The sequence below is a fragment of the Rhodopila sp. genome, from assembly GCF_965277165.1.
Classification (GTDB): domain Bacteria; phylum Pseudomonadota; class Alphaproteobacteria; order Acetobacterales; family Acetobacteraceae; genus Rhodopila.
In genome coordinates this window covers 1,728,335-1,746,531 of the sequence record NZ_CBDICE010000005.1, presented here as the reverse complement: position 1 = coordinate 1,746,531, position 18,197 = coordinate 1,728,335, and the positions used below count along the sequence as shown (strand labels likewise).

The following is an 18,197-nucleotide window of genomic DNA, read 5'->3' as shown; positions in this document are numbered from 1 at the left end:
ATCCTGCGTCGTTGTTCCGTCTTCCAGGATCAGGAGGCCTTCTTCAACCGGTACAGTACGGCCGGGGGTATGTCTTCCTTGATGCGCCAGTCTTGCACCGGAACCTGCTTGCCGTTGGCGGTGTCGGTGATGGTCAGCGGAATGCGGGTCTGGATGTGCAGCTTCGGTGTGAAGGTGCGGGGTCCAAGCACGGTCGGCTCGTTTTGGAATTTTTCCATGATTGCCACCACCGGCTTGGCGTCCGTGGTTTTCGCCTCGGTCACCGCCTTGGCCCAGAGCTGCAGCCAGGCATAAATCGGGTAGGCATACTGCGTGGTCGGTGGCTTGCCGTATTTCGCGGTGTAATCCTTCGTCAACTGCGCCACCGCTGGCCGCGGATCGCCATTCGCCAGCGCCTGCACGGGCACATAGAAGTCTTTCAGCCCGGGGACCGCGCTGATCCAGTAGGTTCCGTCCATCGACGAGCCGTTCAGGATCGGCAGGTTGATGCCGGCGGAGCGCAATTGCCGCACCGCGCTGGCGCCACCGGGCTGGTAGGTGCACAGCATCAGGGCATCCACCTTGTGGTCCCGGATCGCGTTGGACAGCCGTGTCACCTGCGAGCCGATGGACGGATCGGCGTTCTTGAAGGTGTCGTGGCCGACGATCTTGCCGCCTTCCTTTGCGAACGCCCAGTCGAAGCCGGCGCAGACCGACTTGTCATATTCGATGGCATCATCCAGCAGTACGTAGGCGGTGCGGTAACCCTTCTTTTCGTATCCCCACTCCGCGACCGTGGCCCCTTCGAGCTGTCCGGCCTTCTCCGCCGTGAAGGAGTACGGGCCAACCCCGATCACGCCGGCCTTGGGGTCGGATGCGCCCAGGAATACCGAGATCACACCGGCCTTTTGGGCCTGCAGGGCGGCCGGCGCGCCGTAGTCATAATCGGCGGTGACAAACACCACCTTTGCCCCGTCATGCACCATTTCCTGGCCGGCCCGCGTGCCCTCGACCCGGTCACTCTTGGTGTCGGCGTAGACCGCCTTCAGCTGTTTTCCGAGCAGGCCGCCTTTGGCGTTCGTCTGGTCGATCCACAGCCCCGCCATTCTGGTGGCGTCGCCGTCGTAGGCCTCCATCCCGCCGGACTGCGCAACCGCGAAGCCGAGGACGATATCATTATCCGCCGCGTGCAGGCGGGCCGGCAAACCCGCAAGTATCGATCCAGTAACAATCGCCATTGCCCAGCGGACCGGTGATAGTTTCACGCCAAACTCCTACAACACGTCTTTGAGAAGTTGCGGTGCGCTTCAGCGGAGGCCACTTCCCTGATCAAACGGGCTGCAAGGGCTGTGCCATGCAGGCGGCCGGCGGCCGCCAGGCCGGCGAAGTTTGCCGGATGGTTTTGTCGCGGGTGCAAACAGCCGCCAGGACGAAGCAGCCGCGCCGGCCGTGTTTTCGCAACCAATACGTTATGAAAACGCGACTTTCGATGCTGCACCGCCTGGCGGCATTTGCGCGCTTGTCGCTGAAGCAGTTGCCGTCGTTGTAAGCAGCCGGGGTCGCTCGGACGGGACGGTTGACCGTTTGCGCGCCTTCAATACAAATGCATCGCGCTAAAGCAGAGTGCTTGGCAGCGGAGGAGCGGACCGGATGGGCAGCCTACGTGTGGCAATCGATATTGGCGGAACTTTCACCGATGTCTGTGCCTTGGACGAAGTCAGCGGCAGGATGCACGTTGCGAAAACCCCAACCACGCCGGATCCGATCGACGGCTTCATGACCGGACTGAGCGAAGCCGGCGTGCAACTGCGCGACATTGCACTGTTGTCGCACGGCACCACGGTGGCGACCAACGCGCTGATCACCCGCCGGCTGCCGCGCGTCGCCATGATCTGCACCCGCGGGTTTCGCGACGTCATCGAAATTCGTCGAGCCAACAAGGAAGATCTGTGGGACGCCTACAAGGATGTCGCGCGGCCTTATATTCCACGCCGCGACCGCCTGCCGATTTCCGAACGGATCGATGCGGCCGGCGTCGTCGTGACCAAGCTGGATCAGGCGGAAGCGCTGGAACTGGCCCGCATATTGCGCAAAAGGCAGGTTGCCGCGGTCGCCGTTTGCTTCATGAACGCATTCATGAACGGTGCGCACGAACGCGCCATGCGCGACATCCTGCTGCGCGAACTGCCCGGCGTTCCGATATCGATTTCTTCGGAAGTGCTACCAGAAATCTTCGAACACGAGCGGTTTTCCACTACTGTCGTCAATGCCGTGCTCAGTCCGGTTGCCGGGGCCTATGTCGAGCGCCTGAGCGATCGCCTGCGGGCCGGCGGATATGCCTCCGACCTGCTGCTGCTGCACAGCGGCGGCGGCGTCATGACGCCCTCGAGCGTGCGCGACTTCGCCGCCAGGATTGCCGGGTCCGGCATCGCGGCGGGAGCCATTGCCTCGCGCCACATCGCCGGGCTGTGCGGCTTCGCCAACTCGATCGGCCTGGATATGGGCGGCACCAGTTGCGACGTGTCACTGGCCTATGAAGGCCAGTCACGCGTGACCAAGGACTGGGGGATTGAGTTCGGCTACCCGATCCGCTTTCCCAGTATCGAGGTGCTGACCATCGGCGCCGGCGGTGGGTCGCTGGCCCGCATCGAGGACGGGGCGCTGAAGAACGGCCCGCAATCCGCTGGCGCCCATCCGGGTCCGGCTTGCTACGGTGGCGGCAATACCGTGCCGACCAACACGGATGCCAATATCGTGCTGGGTCGGCTGGGAACCGGCCTGGCGGGTGGCAGCATTAAGCTAGATGCGAAACTGGCCGAGCAGGCCGTGCGTACCGGCGTCGCCGACCAACTCGGTGTCTCGGTACACCAGGCGGCGGAGGCCGTCATCCGGGTTGCCAATGCCAACATGGCCGACGCGGTCCGGCTGATCTCGATCTCGCGCGGCTATGATCCCCGCGATTTCGCCCTTGTCGCGTTCGGCGGCGCCGGCGCGCTGCACGGCGCGGCGCTTGCCAGGGAACTGTCGATCCCAGTGGTGATCGTGCCCACCAACCCCGGCATCACCTCGGCGCTGGGCTGCCTGCTGGTGGACCTGCAGCACGATTTTGCCGAAAGCTACCTGAAGCCGGCCGAGGCCACCGACCCGGCGGACCTGCAGCACAGGTTTGCGACGCTGGAGGCAACGGCGGCGGAGCGGCTGCTGCACGAAGGCGTGGCGACGACCGACATGGTGATGCAGCGCAGCGTGGACATGATGTACCAGGGCCAGTGGCGCTCGTTGAGCGTTACGGTTCCGCCACAAATTAGCACGATGGAAGCGCTGGTGGCGTCGTTCCACCAACAGCACGAGCGAGAATATAATTTCCGCCGCGACGATGCCCCGGTCAGCCTGTTCCGGCTCAACCTGAAGGCAACCGGATTGGTGCCGAAGGTGGCTCTGGCGACCAGCGAACCGGGCGGCGCCATGCCGCAGCCAGCCAGCCGCCGGCCGGTGTATTTCGACAACGCAACGCCGCATGACACGCCGGTTTACTGGCGCCCGGATCTACCGGCAGGCGCCGAGATCGATGGTCCGGCCATCATCGATCAGCTCGACGCCACCACCGTGCTGCCGCCGGGGGCCAGCATGACGGTTGATCGTTTTGGCAATCTGGTGATGCGGGTGGGGAGCTGAGCAGCATGAGTGCAGACACATTGCCGGGCGAGACCGGCGTGGCGCTTGATCCCGTCACCTTCGAGGTGCTCAAGAACTCCTTCATCACCGCGGTCGACCAGATGGCCGAGCAGATGATCCGCACATGCTATTCGTTCGTGATATACAATCGGGATTTCTCGAATGCGCTGAACGATGCGAATGGCGATTCGATTGCCCAGGGCAACGCCGACATCGCCGTCCATGTCGGCACCTTGCACTGGACCTGCAAGGACGTGATTCGCTTCTTCGGCAAGGACATGCACCCGGGCGACGTATTCGCCATCAACGATCCTTACGCAGGTGGCACGCATTTTCCCGATGTGCGGCTGATCCGGCCGATTTTCTCCGGCGGCAAGGTGATCGCGTTCAGCCAGTCCAACGGCCACTGGTCCGATGTCGGCGGCAGCGTGCCCGGGTCGTTCGATGTCCGCGCCACCGAAATGTTCCGCGAAGGCCTGCGCATCACTCCGGTTCGGCTGTGGGACAAAGGCGTGTTCCGCAATGACGTCGCGCATCTGATTGCCAGCAACACGCGCGATCCGGCCTCGATCATCGGCGATATGCAATCGCAAGCGGCGGCGACCGCGGTCTGCGAGCGGGAAATCCTGCGCCTGGTCGACAAGTATGGCGAGGACACCGTCGTTGCCGGTTTTGCCGACGTGCAGAATTATGTCGAGCGTATCCTGCGCCAGCGGCTGCTGGCGCTGCCCGACGGCACCTGGGAGACGCAGGATTTCATCGACCGTGATCCCTCGGCGGGCGAGGGCATGATCCCGATCAAGGTCAAGATGACGATCTCCGGCGATCGGGTGATCTATGACCTGAGCGGCAGCCATCCTTGCATCGGGTCGCTGTACAACTCGGCGTTCGGGGCGACGTTCTCGGCGGTGGCGGCGGGGATGAAGACGTTCTTCCCGGACCTGCCGCTGAATTCCGGCTTCTACCGGCCGATCGAGGTGATCGCGCCGCCGGACACCATCGTCAACGCCAGGTGGCCGGTCGCGGTGACCGGGTTCCTGATGCCGTTCGAGAAGATCATGAACTCGATCTACGAAATCTGGTCGAAGATCATGCCGGAGCGAGCGATCGCCTGTGCCTTCAACCTGGAATACCTGCTGACCGGCGGACGCGACCTGCGGTCCGACGGCAAGCCGATCTTCATGTTCTACGACTGGCTGCCGGGCGGCTGGGGCGGGCGCAATGGCAAGGACGGGGCCAACGTCACCACCGCCTGTTTCGGCACCGGATTGCAATCGCAGCCGGTGGAAGGACAGGAGCGCAACTGCCCGATGCTGACCACCGAGTTCGAGGTGCTGACCGATAGCCCGGGTCCCGGCCAGTGGCGCGGCGGGGCGGGCGTGCGCAAGAGCACGCTGCTGCGTGAGGCGGAGGGGACCGTCATCTCCTACATCTGCGACCGCGAACGTGCGGTGGTCTGGGGCATCGAGGGCGGTCTGCCGTCGATGCCGCACGGCCTGAGCTTGACCCGCGGTGGTGCGTCGCGGCCGGACTGGCTGGGTTCGGTGTTTTCCGACGTCAAGCTCGAATCTGGCGACGCGTTCAGCCGCCCGACGGCGGGCGGCGGCGGCTTCGGCGATCCGCTGCTGCGCAAACCCGCCTTGGTGTGTGACGACGTGGCCGATGGGTATGTCTCGATCGAGCGGGCGGCGAAGGATTATGGCGTGGTGATCCGCGCGGTCGATGCCGAGTTGGCGGAGTATCAGGTGGACGAGGCCGCGACGGAGGCCAGACGCGGCGAGATCCGCGCGGGCCGGCATGGCTGGCTGGCGGCGGACCCGGAAACGGTCGCCGCAAGCTTTCGCGCCGGCGAACTGGATGCGATGGACGTGATCCGGCAGTATGGCGTGGTGCTGGACTGGGACAGCGGAGCGTTGCTACCGAAGTCCACCGAGCAGTTCCGCGCCATGATGCAGCGCCGATCGGCTGCTTTCTGGGACCGGGGATAGGGCGCATCGTCAGTCGATCACCCGAAGCGCCGGCGCACCGGCGAGCCATCGGGTTTGCCGCCGATCCAGCCGCGCGTCGTCCACCATCGCGCTCTCGCTGTGGAAGCCCCCGATCGCGCCGCCGGCATTGCGACCGAGGTCAGCATCATGTTTCCAACCCGGCCCGAGCTCGCCCCCGCGGTTCGGGCGTTCGTCGATTTCATGGTCGAGGTGAACGCCTCGGCAGTCCACTGGCGGTCGGATCTGGACGCCGGTTGACCGTGCCGGCAACGCTCGATGTCAGCCCATCCGCGCTCGCTCCAGCAGTGTCGCCACCGCGTCGATGTCGTGCGTCGACGTTTCGCCATGCGTGACACAGGCGCGGATCACGTCCCCGCCCTCGAACCGAGCGGCCGAGATCCAGGCACCGCCCGACCCGACGACCCGGCCCACGATCTCGCGCACCGTCACCGATCCGGCAGGCGGGCGCAGACAAACCACCGCTAGTTCCGCCCCGTTCGCCACCGTCCAGCCCTGCTCGCGCATCCGTTCAGCCAGACGATGTCCCAATTCGACCGCCCGCTCCACATGCGCGCCGTGACCGGCCCAGCCGGCTGCCGCCAGCGACAGGAACAGCCGCAGTCCCACGAAACGCCGCGACCATTGCGCTGTCGTCATGTACGGATCGATTGCCGAGGCCGTGGGCATGTAGCTCGTGGTGACATTGAAGGCAGCCAACAGGGCCCGCGGATGGGCGGTAAGGAACATTCCGCAACCCATCGTCGTGGCGAACCATTTGTGCGCGTCGATGGTGACCGAATCCGCCGCCTCGATCCCCGCCAGCTTGCCGCGCAACCGAGACGAGGCCGCCAGCGCCCCGCCCCAGGCGGCATCGACGTGATACCAGACGCCGCACCGGCGCGCGATCGCGCCGCACGCCGCCAGCGGATCGATCATTCCGGCACTGGTGGTTCCCGCCGTCGCCACAATCATCACCGGCACGCAGCCCTGACCGCGATCCGCCGCGATCGCCCGTTCCAGCACGTCCGCGCTCATTCGCCCGGCGCCATCGGTCGCCACCAGCCGGACCGCCGACCGCCCGATCCCGGCCATGTGGGCAAACTTGATCCACGCCAGGTGACTGTCGGCCGAGATGTAGAACACCGGCTGGCCCGCAAACGCACGGCTGCCGCTGGCGGCAAAATCGGGTTCGCTTCGGGTCAGCGCGCAGATCAGCGCGGTATTGTTCGCTTCCGATCCGCCCGAGGTGAAATGACCCACAGCATCCGCCGCCAGCCCGATCCGCCGCGCCAGCAAACCTGCCACATGCGCCTCGATCGCCACCGCTGCGGGCGACGTTGTCGCGGTCGCCAACTGTGGGTTGAACGACGCCGCGATCCGGTCGGCGCATTGCGCCGGAAAACTCGGCGCCGGATTGAACAGGCCCAGATACCGAGGATGCGTCATGTGTACGACGCCATGGTCCATCTGCGCCAGTGTCCATTCCAACAACTGCTCGAACGCCACCGGCTGGTCGAAGTCGAACCCGGCCAGTTCGGCCGCGAACGCGTCGCGGTCGAATGTCGGCGTCACTGACCCTTGCGCCATCCGCAGCTCAGCCGCCGACAGCATCTCGGTGAGGCGGTTGGTCCAGGCCAGCCGTTGTTCGGACGATGGAAATAACGCGGAGCCGGTCATGATGCGATGCGCCAGTTGCGGATCGGACGGATCGCCGCATTGCCGCACGCGGCCTTCTGTTCCGACAGGTAGGACAGCCAGCCAGCATACAGCCCCACCGCTGCCGGGCGCCAGACCTGTCGGGGCGCCACGGTGATCGCGGCATCGACTGACGCCTGCACCTCAGCGCCTGGCGCCAGGCGCGCCCGCAGCCCGGCAAGTTCAGCGACAACCTCGGCATCGAAATAGCCTTCGGGAACGTCCGGCCAGCAGGCACGCTGGCCGAGGACAAACCGCCTGACATCGCGACGAAATTCATTCAGCAGGCTGTCCGGTCCGTATTCCGGGTGACCTTGCAGCAATACGAACAGGCTGGCGCGGGCCTGCTTGACAAAGCAGTCGACGCCGATGCTCCGCGCCTGCGAGAGCACCGTGTAGCCGCTGCCAAGCAACTCCGTCTCGTCCAGCGTGTTCTGCCGGGAGTGCGGCACCGGCCAGCAGCCCGGCGCATCCGCCAGCAGCGGATGATCGCTCGCCTTCACGCAGGTGAAGACACCCGACAGCTTGCGCGCCAGCGGCCTGCGGCTGATCTGGTCCAATCGAAACACCGCCGCATGCGCCGCCATGCACGACCAGATGGTCGAGATCGTGCGCTCCCCTGCCCAGTCGATCAGCCGACCCAGCGCCGGCCAAAGCGGTTCGTCGGTGATCGCGCTGGCCCGCGGTTCGGCGCCGGTGACGATCACCGCGTCGGCGCCGGACTGGTCCAGCATCGCCAGCGTGTCGTCGGGATCATCCAGCAGCGTTTCCACCGCGAACAGCTTGACCCTGACGCGCAGCCTGCGCGACGCGGTCTTCAGCAGTTCGGCGAATTGTTGCTCGGTTGCCCGCCTGGCCGCCGGAGGCATGTTGTTGATCAGGCCGACAACCAGTTCGGCGGACTGCCCTTGGCTCGTTCGTTGCGCATACACCAGCTGCCCTCCCGATCTCCGCGTCAGCCGTGTTCGCCCAGCGCCAGATCAGGCATCGACACAGCCGCCATGCGCCGCCGCCAGTGCCTGATCCAGATCGGCCAGAATATCGTCCACATGCTCGATGCCGACGCTCAGTCGGATCATTTCGGGCGTGACGCCAGCCTTGAGCTGCTGTTGCGAGGTCATCTGCCGGTGCGTCGTCGACGCCGGATGGCAGGCGAGCGACTTCGCATCGCCAAGATTGACCACCCGCTTGATCAGCCGCAGCGCGTCATAGAACCGCTTGCCCGCCGCCATGCCGCCGTGCACGCCGAAGGTCAGCAGAGAGCATGCTCTGCCGGCCAAATATCTCTGCACCAGCGGATAGTATGGACTGTCGGGAAACCCGGCGTAGTTCACCCAGTCCACCCGATCGTCGCGTCGCAGCGCCTCGGCCACCTGCTGCGCATTCTCGACATGTCGGTCGACCCGCAGAGCGACGGTCTCGACGCCTTGCAGCAGCAGAAACGCGCTCAATGGCGCCAGCGCGGCACCGGTGGTGCGCAGGCAGAAATTACGACACGCCTCGATATAGGCGGTGCGCCCGAAATGCGTCGCGTAGACCAGACCGTGATAGGACGCATCCGGCTGGTTCAGCATCGGAAATCGCGCCGGCTGCCGATGCCACGGGAATTGTCCGCCATCGACGATCGCCCCGCCCAACGTCGTGCCATGCCCGCCCAGGAACTTGGTGAGCGAATGGACCACGATATCGGCGCCGAATTCGATCGGCCGCAGCAGCACCGGCGAGGCCACAGTGTTGTCCACCAGCAACGGCACGCCGTGCGCATGCGCGATCTCGGCCAACGCCTCGATATCGCAGACATTGCCCGCCGGATTGCCGACGCTCTCGCAGAACACCGCCATCGTATCGTCGTCGATCAGCCGGCCGATGGCGTCGGCATCATCGGACTCGGCAAACCGCACGCTGACATTCATCCGCGGCAGGACATGGGAGAACAGCGTGTGCGTTGTGCCATACAGTTGTGGCACGCTGACAAGGTTGCGCCCGGGCGCCGCGATGCAGAGGATGGCATTGTACAAAGCAGCCATCCCGGACCCCACGCACAGCGCGCCGACCCCGCCCTCAAGCGCCGCGACCCGCCGCTCCAGCACCGCCGTCGTCGGATTGCTGATCCGGCTGTAGCGAAAACCTTCCGCTTCCAGATTGAACAAGGCGGCGGCATGATCCGCGCTGTCAAACTCAAAAGACACGGTCTGGTAAATCGGCACCGCCGCCGACCTGACCGATTTGTCGATCTGGTAGCCGGCGTGAAGCGCGATGGTTTCGGTCCGCATCCGTTGAGTTCCCTATCGACCCGACGGCCGCTCGGCCGCCGAGGATCGCCGCGCGGTCTATGGCATGAACAAACCAAGAAGTAAACGTTTTTTACGCAGACCGATGTAGTCACTAGTCAATACATATCGCCGTATGCCAAAAATTCCAGATTTGCTTGAAAATAATTTTGCAAACTACACAGCAAAAAGCTATGAACGTACTGAACAGGCAATGTCATCGCCTGCGACACAAGGTGGGTCATGGCCATGATGCAAACCGTCGTCGATTTTGCCTATGAAGAAACAATCGCACAGATATGCCGTCTTGACTGGCCGAACCTCAGCCAGGAGGACACCATCGCCGCCGCCTGGGCCTATTACTTCTTCTCCGTGCAGTTCCGGGAAAATCTCCAGATCGCCCGCATCCTGCATCCCACGGACGAAAAACTCCAGGATCTGGAACGCGAAGAGTGTGACACCGACAACCTCTCGCCGTGGCCCGGCGTCGCCCAGACGGGCGAGAAAATGGATCATGACGAATTCATGCGCCGTGTCCTGGCACTGGCACCCGTTTCGGACGCGCAGCGGTCTTGTTTCAAAGCCGGCGGCGACCGCTATCTGCGCATGGTCCGCCGAACCGACGCCAACACCCGCGCGCTCAGCATCGCCAGCTACGAGGACGGCGGCCTGGAACGGGTGTTCCGCGCCATGCTGACATCGCCCGGGTCGGACAACCCCCTGCTGGGCGGCTTCCGCCATTTCCTGTCCGAACATATCAGATTCGACAGCGATCCGACGCAAGGTCACGGCGCGATGATCCGCCATCTGCGGCCCGACGATTCCATCCTGCCGCTGTGGGTCGGCTTCAAGGACCTGCTGCTCGAATTCGTGCCCGGTCTGGCACCGCCGGGCCAGACGACTTGACCCCGACCCGAGCGTTCCCGCCGACACATCCACAGCAGGCAACCATGTCGATCCGCACCACCGTCATGACCCAGATCACCGAGGTTGCCGCCCAGCAAGGCAAGCGCCTGGCAGCCTTGTCCGATAGCCTGCCATTGCTCGACTCGGGCCTCGATTCGCTCTGCATCGCGGTCCTGGTGGCGTCCCTCGACGACCGCCTCGGCGTCGATCCGTTCGCTGCCGACGACGCCGCCTTGCCTGTCACCGTCGGCCAGTTCATCTCGCTCTACGAGCATGCCGCGGCCTGACCACCGCTCGCTTTGGGATCTGACCGCCGCCGCCGGCCTGTCGCCGCGGCGGTTCCTCGCCGATCATCGCGGCCAGGTCGGCCTGGCCAGCCTCGACCAGGCCAGCCTCGACCAGGCCGGCACGTTCGACCGGCCGCTGCATCGGTTCCAAGGCCAATCGGTGCTGATCTGGTCCGACCGGCAGATGATCTTCGCCCTGGCGGTGCTGCAACTCGATGGCATCGCCGCCCGCGTCGTGCTGTGTCCGCCCGATCTCTCACCCGCCCACCTGCCGGACGTGCTGCAACAGGCCCGGGTCGATGTCATCGTCTGCGACGCGGCCCCGCCAATAGCCACCGCCATCCCCATCGTGCCCTGCGCAATCGTGCCCTGCGCAATCGTGCCCTGCGCACCCCAGCCCGCTCAGACGCCCCACCACCACGACCGCGGCACGCGCACGGAATGGCTGCTGTTCACCTCCGGCACCACCGGGCGCCCCAAGCTCGTGGTCCACAATCTGGCCAGCCTGACCGGGCCGCTCGATGACCGGCTGGCCGTGGCGCAAGACACGGTCTGGGCCACGTTCTACGACGTCCGCCGCTACGGCGGCCTGCAAATCCTGCTGCGCGCCCTGCTCGGCGGCGGATCGATGGTGCTGTCGCACCACCAGGAACCGGTGGCCGCGTTCCTGACCCGCGCCGGTCAATGTGGGGTCACGCATATCTCCGGCACCCCGTCGCATTGGCGGCGCGCCCTGATGACCAACGCCCATCGCATCTCGCCGCGCTATGTCCGGCTGTCGGGCGAAGTCGCCGATCAGCCGATCCTCAACCAGCTCAGCACCGCCTACCCCGGCGCCACCATCAGCCACGCCTTCGCCTCGACCGAGGCCGGCGTCGCCTTCGACGTCAGCGATGGCCTGGCCGGATTTCCCGCCACGCTGATCGGCCAACCCGGCGCCAAGGCCGACCTCCGGGTCGAGCATGGTTCGTTGCGCATTCGTTCGGCACGCACCGCCTCGCGCTACCTCGGCGATCAAGTAACACTGGCAGACGTCGACGGCTTCGTTGACACTGGCGACATCGTCGCGCTGCGTGGCGATCGCTACTACTTTGCCGGCCGCCGGGAAGGCGTCATCAATGTCGGGGGGCAAAAAGTGCATCCAGAAGAAGTCGAGGCAGTCATCAGCCAGCATCCAGCCGTGCAAATTGCACGAGTCCGAGGACGCCCCAGCCCGATCACCGGAACCCTGGTGGTGGCCGACATCGTGCTTCGGCCCCAAGCCGCCCAGCACTGCTTCAAGACGATCAGCGCCGAAATCCTGACCAGCTGCAAAGCGGCGCTGCCGGCGCACAAGGTGCCGGCCATGCTGCGCCCGGTCGCCGGGCTCGATATCGCCGCGTCCGGCAAGCTGGCCCGCACCGATGCCTAATGTCCTCGTCACCGGCGGTAGCCGGGGCCTCGGGCTCGGCATCGCTCGCGTGTTGCTGGCGTCGGGCTTCCAGGTGATCGCCCTGGCCCGCCAGCAGGGCGACCAGCTGGAAGCCCTGCGTGCCGAACTCACCCCGGCGGAAACCGACGCACTGCATTTCCGTGCCTTCGACCTGACCGATATCGTCGCCATCCCCGCTTTGGTAAAATCCCTCAGCCGGGAATTCGGGCCATTCTACGGCCTGGTGAACAACGCAGCACTCGGCACCAGCGGCATCCTCTCGAACATGCCCGACGCCGCGATCGACCGGCTGGTCCGGCTCAACGTCACCTCGCCGCTGACGCTGACCAAATACGTGGTGCGCTCGATGATGACCGGAAGCGGCGGGCGCATCGTCAACATCTCCTCCGTGGTCAGCACCACCGGCTATAGCGGCCTGTCGGTCTACAGCGCCACCAAAGCCTCGCTGACCGGTTTCACCCGGTCGCTGGCTCGCGAGCTCGGACCGCTGGGCATTACCGTCAACGCGGTCGCGCCAGGCTTCATCGACACCGAGATGACCCACGACCTCAGCCCGGCCCAGCGCGCCCAGATCGCCCGCCGCAGCGCGCTGCACCGCATGCCCGACATCGCCGACATCGCCCACGCGGTCGACTTCCTGTTCAGCGACAGGGCGCGCAACATCACCGGCACCACGACCACCGTCGATGCCGGCAACACCGCGTGAAACGCTACAGCCGTCGCCCGCCATTCCCGATCGAGCTGCGCAGCGCCGCGTCGCAGGCAACGAAGCCGCTCTCGCGATCGTTGAACCACACCGGGTCCGCCGCCTCCGCATAGCCTTCGCGCTGCAGTCGTCCCTTCGCCAGCTTGAACGTTCCGGTCAAGTCAAGTTCGGCGCACACCCGCAGGAACAACGGCTGAGCGTAGTGCGGCAGCCGAGCCGCCAGATGCGCGCGCAAGGCCGCCAGATCGAACCCGGCCTCGGTGGTGCCCGCCTCGGTGGTGCCCGCCTCGGTGGTGATCGCCGCCATCCCGGCGCGGCCCTCGTGTCCCGCCACGCTGACCCCGTAAACTACCGCATCTCTCACGCCCGGGCAGCCGCGAACCGCCTCGGCGACCTCGGAGGTGGCGACATTTTCCCCCTTCCAGCGAAACGTATCGCCGATGCGATCGACGAAATAGTAGTACCCGGCGGCGTCCCTTCGCATCAGGTCGCCGGTGCGGAACCAGCAATCGCCGACGCTGAACACGTCGCGCAGCAACTTGCGTGCCGAGGCGCCGGCGTCGGTATAGCCGTCGAACTGCCGGGCCGGAGACCGCGTCGCATCCAGTACCCGCCCGATCGCCTCTCCCACCTCGTCGGGGCCACAGGCGATGCACCGACCGTCGGCGTCACGCACCGGTTCGGCCTGGTCGCTGTCGCAGCGAAGCAGATGCACCGGGAAGCGCTGCGCCAGGATCGGCGGCACCCGCCCGATCGCACCCGGCTTGCCCTCGCAGTTGTAGAGCGAAACGCTGCCTTCGGTCGCAGCGTAGAATTCCAGGATGCGCCCGACGCCGCTGCGCCGCACGAATTCGCGCCACACCTCGGCTTGCAGCCCGTTGCCACAGGCCAGCCGCAGCCGGTGCCGGCGCTCGTTGGGATGCGGCGGGGCGGCGACAAGATAGCGGCACAACTCCCCGATATACTGGAAGATGGTGCACTCGCCATCGACCACCTCGTCCCAGAACCGGCTGGCCGAGAACCGAGCGCTGATCAGCACCGATCCGCCTTTGACCAGCATCGCCCCGACCGCCACGATACCGCCGGTGCTGTGATACAGCGGCAGGCAGTCATACAGCCGGTCGGTGGGCTGCGCGTCCATCATGCCGGCGAACCAGAAGCTCCATTCCATCACCCGGCCATGTGTCAGCCGCGCCGCTTTCGGCGCACCGGTGGTGCCCGAGGTGTAGATCAGCAGCGCCTGATCGGCGGGACGCGGCAGTGCCCGCTCGGCCGCCGTCAACGGTGCATGATCGCACCCCGCGACCCCAGGCTCGAGGCGCGGCCAATCGCCCGGCGCTTCGCCATGCACCCAGATCGCGGCGGGAAGCCCATCGGGGATCGCAGCGATCTTTTCAGTCAGGCTGCCGGCGACGATCAGCCCGACCGCGCCCACCGTCCGGATACTGTGCAGCAGCGCATCGCCGACCTGATTGGTGTTGATCAGCGCCACCACGCACCCGATCCGCGTCAGGCCAAGCCAGATCGCGACGTAGTCCGGGCAATTCGGCATCAGCAGGCAGACCACATCGCCGGCGGCGAAGCGCTGCGCCATGCCCCAGCGCGCGATGCGGTTCACCTGCTCCGCCAGTTCGCGGTAGCTGATTTGCTGGCCCTCGCCCAGCAGCGCCACCCCATCGCCATACGTGCCGACCAGACCGTCCAGCATGCCGGGCAGTGTCGCCTCCGGCTCGCGGTCCATGATCTTGATCGCGTCCATGGCGCGGATCCACGCCTTCAGCGCCGCCCCCCGCTCCACCGGGGAAGCGGCCGTCACGCCCTGTGCGTCATCCCGCATGGTCGCCATCACCTTCGCAAGACCCTTGCATCACCCTGTCAAGCCCGCCGCCGTTATGCTATGATCCTTTTGAACCTGAAAGATGACGAACTTATCTCTACTTTGCAAACACTCCATCAGGAGTCGGCACGTGGCGCCAACACTCAGGACGATCCAGCCGAGGGTCCGCACCGCGCGGTGGGTCCAGTTGTCCTTCGCCGCCGCCGTCGGGCTGACCGTCGCCGTTCTGCTGGTCGCCGGAGCGGGGGAACACGGCACCATCCTGGCACTCAAGGCGACGGCGCGAGTGGCCTTCGTGCCGTTCTGGCTGGCCTATGCCGGCGCCGCCCTGGCGTCGCTGTTCGGGCCTGGCCTGAAACCACTGCCGCGCCATGCCCGCGAGTTCGGGCTTTCGTTCGCCGCGATCGAGGTCGTCCACCTCGCGCTGGTGGCCTGGCTCTGCCTGCTGGGTCACCCCCCCGGCCTGAAAACCTTCCTGGTGTTCGGCACCGCCGTCCTGTTCGTCTGCCTGTTGACCCTGTTCTCGATCGCCTCGCTGCGCGCCAGGCTGGGCGCAACGGGTTGGTGGCTGCTGCGGGTCATCGGGATGAATTACGTGGCCTACGCTTTCGCGATCGATTTCCTGCGCGATCCGCTGGCCGGCGGGGTTGGCCATGCCGTGCTGTATTGGCCGTTCGCCGCCCTTGCCATCATCGGGCCGGGCTTGCGCGTCGCCGCGCTGGTTCAGGGTCTCGCGCGCCGGGCAAATCCGTCCCCGGCCGTCGTGGGCACGGCGGCGCCACCGCGCTGATCAGGGCCCCACCAGCGCCCGCGCCCGCCGCCGCTCCCGCGCCTCCGCCAGGCTGCATACGCTGCCCGTGTTGTCGTGAACCGGCAGCGTAGCGATGCGTGCGATCCGTGCGCGCAGGTCGTCGGCCAATGGCGGAACATGGGTCTTTCGCATGACGCTTGCGTGCGTTCCATCAATCGGAACGATCACCGACCTTGGGGCGATCCCGCGCCACACCCTTCCCAACTGAGGCAGATGCAGCAGCGGCTTCACCCGAGCCTCATAGGCCACGACGTCGCCCGAATAGGGTTTCGGATGATACTCAAGCAGCGCCCGATACAGCCGCTTCATGAACGACCTCTGCTCGGCCGGAAACCGAGCCAGGTCGATGATCCCCTCAACCGCTTGGTCGTTGGCGGAAGTATTCCGCTTGCCGAGCGCGGCCTTGACCCGCGCCATGGTTTTTTGTCTGGCGCGGCGAACCAGCGACACAGCGACCGTCTTGTCGATCAGGTTTTCATGCCTGATCCAGCCCGGCAGGTTGGCCGCCAGCTGCAGCAGGTAGATCGGATGCCAGGGGCGCCGCCCGGCCGCGGTATTTTCGGGCGCCGCGTCGATCGCCGCGAACAGCGCGACCTCACGGCCGCGCGAGCGCAGGTTCTGCGCGATTTCCAACCCGATGATCGCTCCGGCCGACCAACCACCCAGCAGGAAACGCCCCTGCGGCTGAAATTTGACGAGCGCCCCTGCATAGTAGTCGGCAATCGCTTCAACCGAACCACCGAACGCCGGATCCCGCATCTTTTTGGGCGGCGCCTGAATGCCGTAAAACCGCACCCCCGGCATCAGCCGGGCCAACTGGCAGAAATCCGTGCCGCCCGCGCCGGACAACGAATGGACACAATAAAACGCCGGGCCCGAATTGCCGGCTTCAACCGCGCTGTCGTTGATCGGATGGATTACCCGCTCCGACCCGCGCCCTGTCAGGGCGAACAAACCGTGTAACGCACCGGCGTTGCGAACCGGATCGTCGGCTGCGCCGCCTTCAACGACCCAAGACGACGGCAGAACGGTATCGGGCATCCGCGTGTCCTCCATCGCAAAGCATCTGTGGCTTTGAGACAAAGCAACCAATGTGCCAAGTAATTCCGCAGACAACCGCGTGTAATATCGACCACACCACGGGAAATGCCTGCCGATGGCAACTGCGTGACCGGACTTTCAAGGTGCATAATCTTCAAACAAAACAGCCGCTTACGCCACTCCCGAACGGCCACCCCCAAGCTCCGGTCAGAACATCAATATATCGACCAGGGCCGCCCACCGGTGTCGGCATTTCTTACACTCGCGCCGATCAAGCCGGACCCAGCCGCACCCGTGGATGCCAGGCCAGTAACAGGCTCAGAACCAACGCCGCCAGCACCGCGGCGCACAGCCAGACAAAGCCGGCGTGCAGCAAAACGCCGCCAACCACCCCCCCGATCGTCGCCCCCACCGAGGTCGCGGCGTTCAGCAGACCGGCGCTCTCGGCGCGATGAGCCGGCGACAGCGTAACCGACAGCCGGGTGCTGGCAACCGAGAGCAGCGGCCAAGCCACTTGCGTGGCGGCGAAACACAGCAGGATCGGGGCCATCGCCGTCTGGGCGTGCGATGCCGTCAGCACCACCAACCCGCCCACCAGCAGCGCCCGCGACGCCAGCCCGGCACCCAGCACCCGCCAGGGGCCGAACCGGCTGTCCCAGCGACCGACCAGCCGATACACCAGCAGGCTGCAGCCGACACCGATCGCATAGGCCGTCGTTGGCCAGGTGGCCGGCGCATGGTAGTCGCGCACCATCGCCACCGCGAACATCACCGACAGACCGTTGGTGGCGGTGTAGGACACCAGCCAGGCAGCCAGGAACCAGGCCAGCCCGCTATGCCCAAGCCCGGCAATCGCCCGCCAGCTCACTCGGTGCAGCGACCGCTGCGGGCCGATCGCGATCGCATCGCCGCCGCGCGCCGGCCGCGGCGCCAGATCGGCGCGCGATACCTTGACAAGCGGGTCGGGAGCGAACGCCAGGGCCAGCGGAACCGCCGCCAACAGCACCGCCGCGCCCAGCAGGAAGGCGGCCTCGACGTGATGCAGCCCCAAGGCGCCGGCGATCAGCAGACCGCCGAGCTGACCGCCGCCGGTACACGCCTGCAACGCGCTGATCTGGCCGTCCCACGCCGCCTCGGGCACCACCTCGACGATGAACATCGTCGCCACAGTGCTGGCCGAGGAAGCCCCGAAGCCGATCAGCGCCGCGCTTGCCATGTGCTGGACCAAGCCGCCGGGCAGGCTGTGCGCGATCAGCCCCAGCCCGGCGAGGCCAAGCCCGGCCGCAAGGGTGCGCCGGTGGCGGCGATGGCGGTCGCTCCAGGCGCCGATGAACGGGGCGGCGATGCCGGCGGCGGCGAACGCGGCGTAGGTCAGCCCGGCGGCCGGCCCTGGGGCAGCGGCCAACGGCAGGATCACCGGCACCATGCCGCTTTGCACCAGGCCGAGCAGCACGTAGCAGAGCATCCACCTGGGCATGCCCAGGAGAGACACGTCCGGGGGAGACGCGCCCGAGGAAGCCGTGCCCGAGGCCGCGCCGAACCGCCCAGCCACCCGAAGCCCGCCGGTTAT

15 protein-coding genes are annotated in these 18,197 nt (G+C 66.1%); 8 read left to right on the top strand and 7 right to left on the bottom strand.

Annotation, left to right across the window (positions count from 1 at the left end; translation table 11 throughout):
* Positions 1-29 precede the first annotated feature (29 nt).
* Positions 30-1,244 (bottom strand): ABC transporter substrate-binding protein, encoded by a 1,215-nt coding sequence (locus ACQY4Y_RS08760; protein WP_428490163.1) that lies wholly within the window; start codon positions 1,242-1,244, stop codon positions 30-32.
* Positions 1,245-1,629: 385 nt separating this feature from the next.
* On the opposite strand from ACQY4Y_RS08760, the gene ACQY4Y_RS08755 reads away from it, so the two are divergent.
* The 3 genes from ACQY4Y_RS08755 to ACQY4Y_RS08745 are packed head-to-tail and all read left to right on the top strand — an operon-like array spanning position 1,630 to position 5,900.
* On the top strand, positions 1,630-3,654 hold the full coding sequence (locus ACQY4Y_RS08755; RefSeq protein ID WP_428490162.1) for a hydantoinase/oxoprolinase family protein: 2,025 nt from the start codon (positions 1,630-1,632) through the stop codon (positions 3,652-3,654).
* Positions 3,655-3,659: 5 nt separating this feature from the next.
* Positions 3,660-5,642, top strand: coding sequence for a hydantoinase B/oxoprolinase family protein (locus tag ACQY4Y_RS08750; protein ID WP_428490161.1), 1,983 nt, complete (start codon positions 3,660-3,662; stop codon positions 5,640-5,642).
* A gap of 54 nt (positions 5,643-5,696) precedes the next feature.
* The gene (locus ACQY4Y_RS08745) at positions 5,697-5,900 is read left to right on the top strand and encodes a hypothetical protein (RefSeq protein WP_428490160.1); all 204 of its coding nucleotides are present in this window, start codon (positions 5,697-5,699) and stop codon (positions 5,898-5,900) included.
* A gap of 21 nt (positions 5,901-5,921) precedes the next feature.
* Here ACQY4Y_RS08745 and ACQY4Y_RS08740 read toward each other — a convergent pair whose 3' ends face one another.
* The 3 genes from ACQY4Y_RS08740 to ACQY4Y_RS08730 are packed head-to-tail and all read right to left on the bottom strand — an operon-like array spanning position 5,922 to position 9,610.
* Positions 5,922-7,319 (bottom strand): pyridoxal phosphate-dependent decarboxylase family protein, encoded by a 1,398-nt coding sequence (locus ACQY4Y_RS08740; RefSeq protein ID WP_428490159.1) that lies wholly within the window; start codon positions 7,317-7,319, stop codon positions 5,922-5,924.
* On the bottom strand, positions 7,316-8,269 hold the full coding sequence (locus tag ACQY4Y_RS08735) for a homoserine O-acetyltransferase/O-succinyltransferase family protein (protein ID WP_428490158.1): 954 nt from the start codon (positions 8,267-8,269) through the stop codon (positions 7,316-7,318). The genes ACQY4Y_RS08740 and ACQY4Y_RS08735 overlap by 4 nt, the downstream gene beginning before the upstream one ends.
* A 48-nt stretch (positions 8,270-8,317) precedes the next feature.
* Complete coding sequence (locus ACQY4Y_RS08730) at positions 8,318-9,610, bottom strand: O-acetylhomoserine aminocarboxypropyltransferase/cysteine synthase family protein (RefSeq protein WP_428490157.1); 1,293 nt, start codon at positions 9,608-9,610, stop codon at positions 8,318-8,320.
* A 246-nt stretch (positions 9,611-9,856) separates the two neighbouring features.
* On the opposite strand from ACQY4Y_RS08730, the gene ACQY4Y_RS08725 reads away from it, so the two are divergent.
* The 4 genes from ACQY4Y_RS08725 to ACQY4Y_RS08710 are packed head-to-tail and all read left to right on the top strand — an operon-like array spanning position 9,857 to position 12,938.
* Positions 9,857-10,513, top strand: a complete 657-nt coding sequence (locus ACQY4Y_RS08725) for a hypothetical protein (protein ID WP_428490156.1) — start codon at positions 9,857-9,859, stop codon at positions 10,511-10,513.
* A gap of 44 nt (positions 10,514-10,557) precedes the next feature.
* Positions 10,558-10,800, top strand: coding sequence for a hypothetical protein (locus ACQY4Y_RS08720; RefSeq protein WP_428490155.1), 243 nt, complete (start codon positions 10,558-10,560; stop codon positions 10,798-10,800).
* Positions 10,787-12,211, top strand: coding sequence for an ANL family adenylate-forming protein (locus ACQY4Y_RS08715; protein WP_428490154.1), 1,425 nt, complete (start codon positions 10,787-10,789; stop codon positions 12,209-12,211). Before ACQY4Y_RS08720 ends, ACQY4Y_RS08715 begins: the two co-directional genes overlap by 14 nt.
* Entirely contained in the window at positions 12,204-12,938 is a 735-nt protein-coding gene (locus tag ACQY4Y_RS08710; protein ID WP_428490153.1) for an SDR family NAD(P)-dependent oxidoreductase, read from the top strand. Before ACQY4Y_RS08715 ends, ACQY4Y_RS08710 begins: the two co-directional genes overlap by 8 nt.
* A gap of 4 nt (positions 12,939-12,942) precedes the next feature.
* Here the strand turns inward: ACQY4Y_RS08710 and ACQY4Y_RS08705 are convergent, their stop codons facing one another.
* Positions 12,943-14,775, bottom strand: a complete 1,833-nt coding sequence (locus ACQY4Y_RS08705) for a long-chain-acyl-CoA synthetase (protein WP_428490152.1) — start codon at positions 14,773-14,775, stop codon at positions 12,943-12,945.
* Between the two features lie 130 nt (positions 14,776-14,905).
* Between ACQY4Y_RS08705 and ACQY4Y_RS08700 the strand changes: the two genes are divergently transcribed.
* Entirely contained in the window at positions 14,906-15,565 is a 660-nt protein-coding gene (locus ACQY4Y_RS08700) for a hypothetical protein (protein ID WP_428490151.1), read from the top strand.
* Here ACQY4Y_RS08700 and ACQY4Y_RS08695 read toward each other — a convergent pair whose 3' ends face one another.
* Together ACQY4Y_RS08695 and ACQY4Y_RS08690 are read right to left on the bottom strand one after the other, a co-directional pair.
* Complete coding sequence (locus ACQY4Y_RS08695) at positions 15,566-16,627, bottom strand: thioesterase domain-containing protein (protein ID WP_428490150.1); 1,062 nt, start codon at positions 16,625-16,627, stop codon at positions 15,566-15,568. It abuts the gene before it with no gap.
* Between the two features lie 271 nt (positions 16,628-16,898).
* Complete coding sequence (locus tag ACQY4Y_RS08690) at positions 16,899-18,179, bottom strand: MFS transporter (protein WP_428490149.1); 1,281 nt, start codon at positions 18,177-18,179, stop codon at positions 16,899-16,901.
* Positions 18,180-18,197 lie beyond the last annotated feature (18 nt).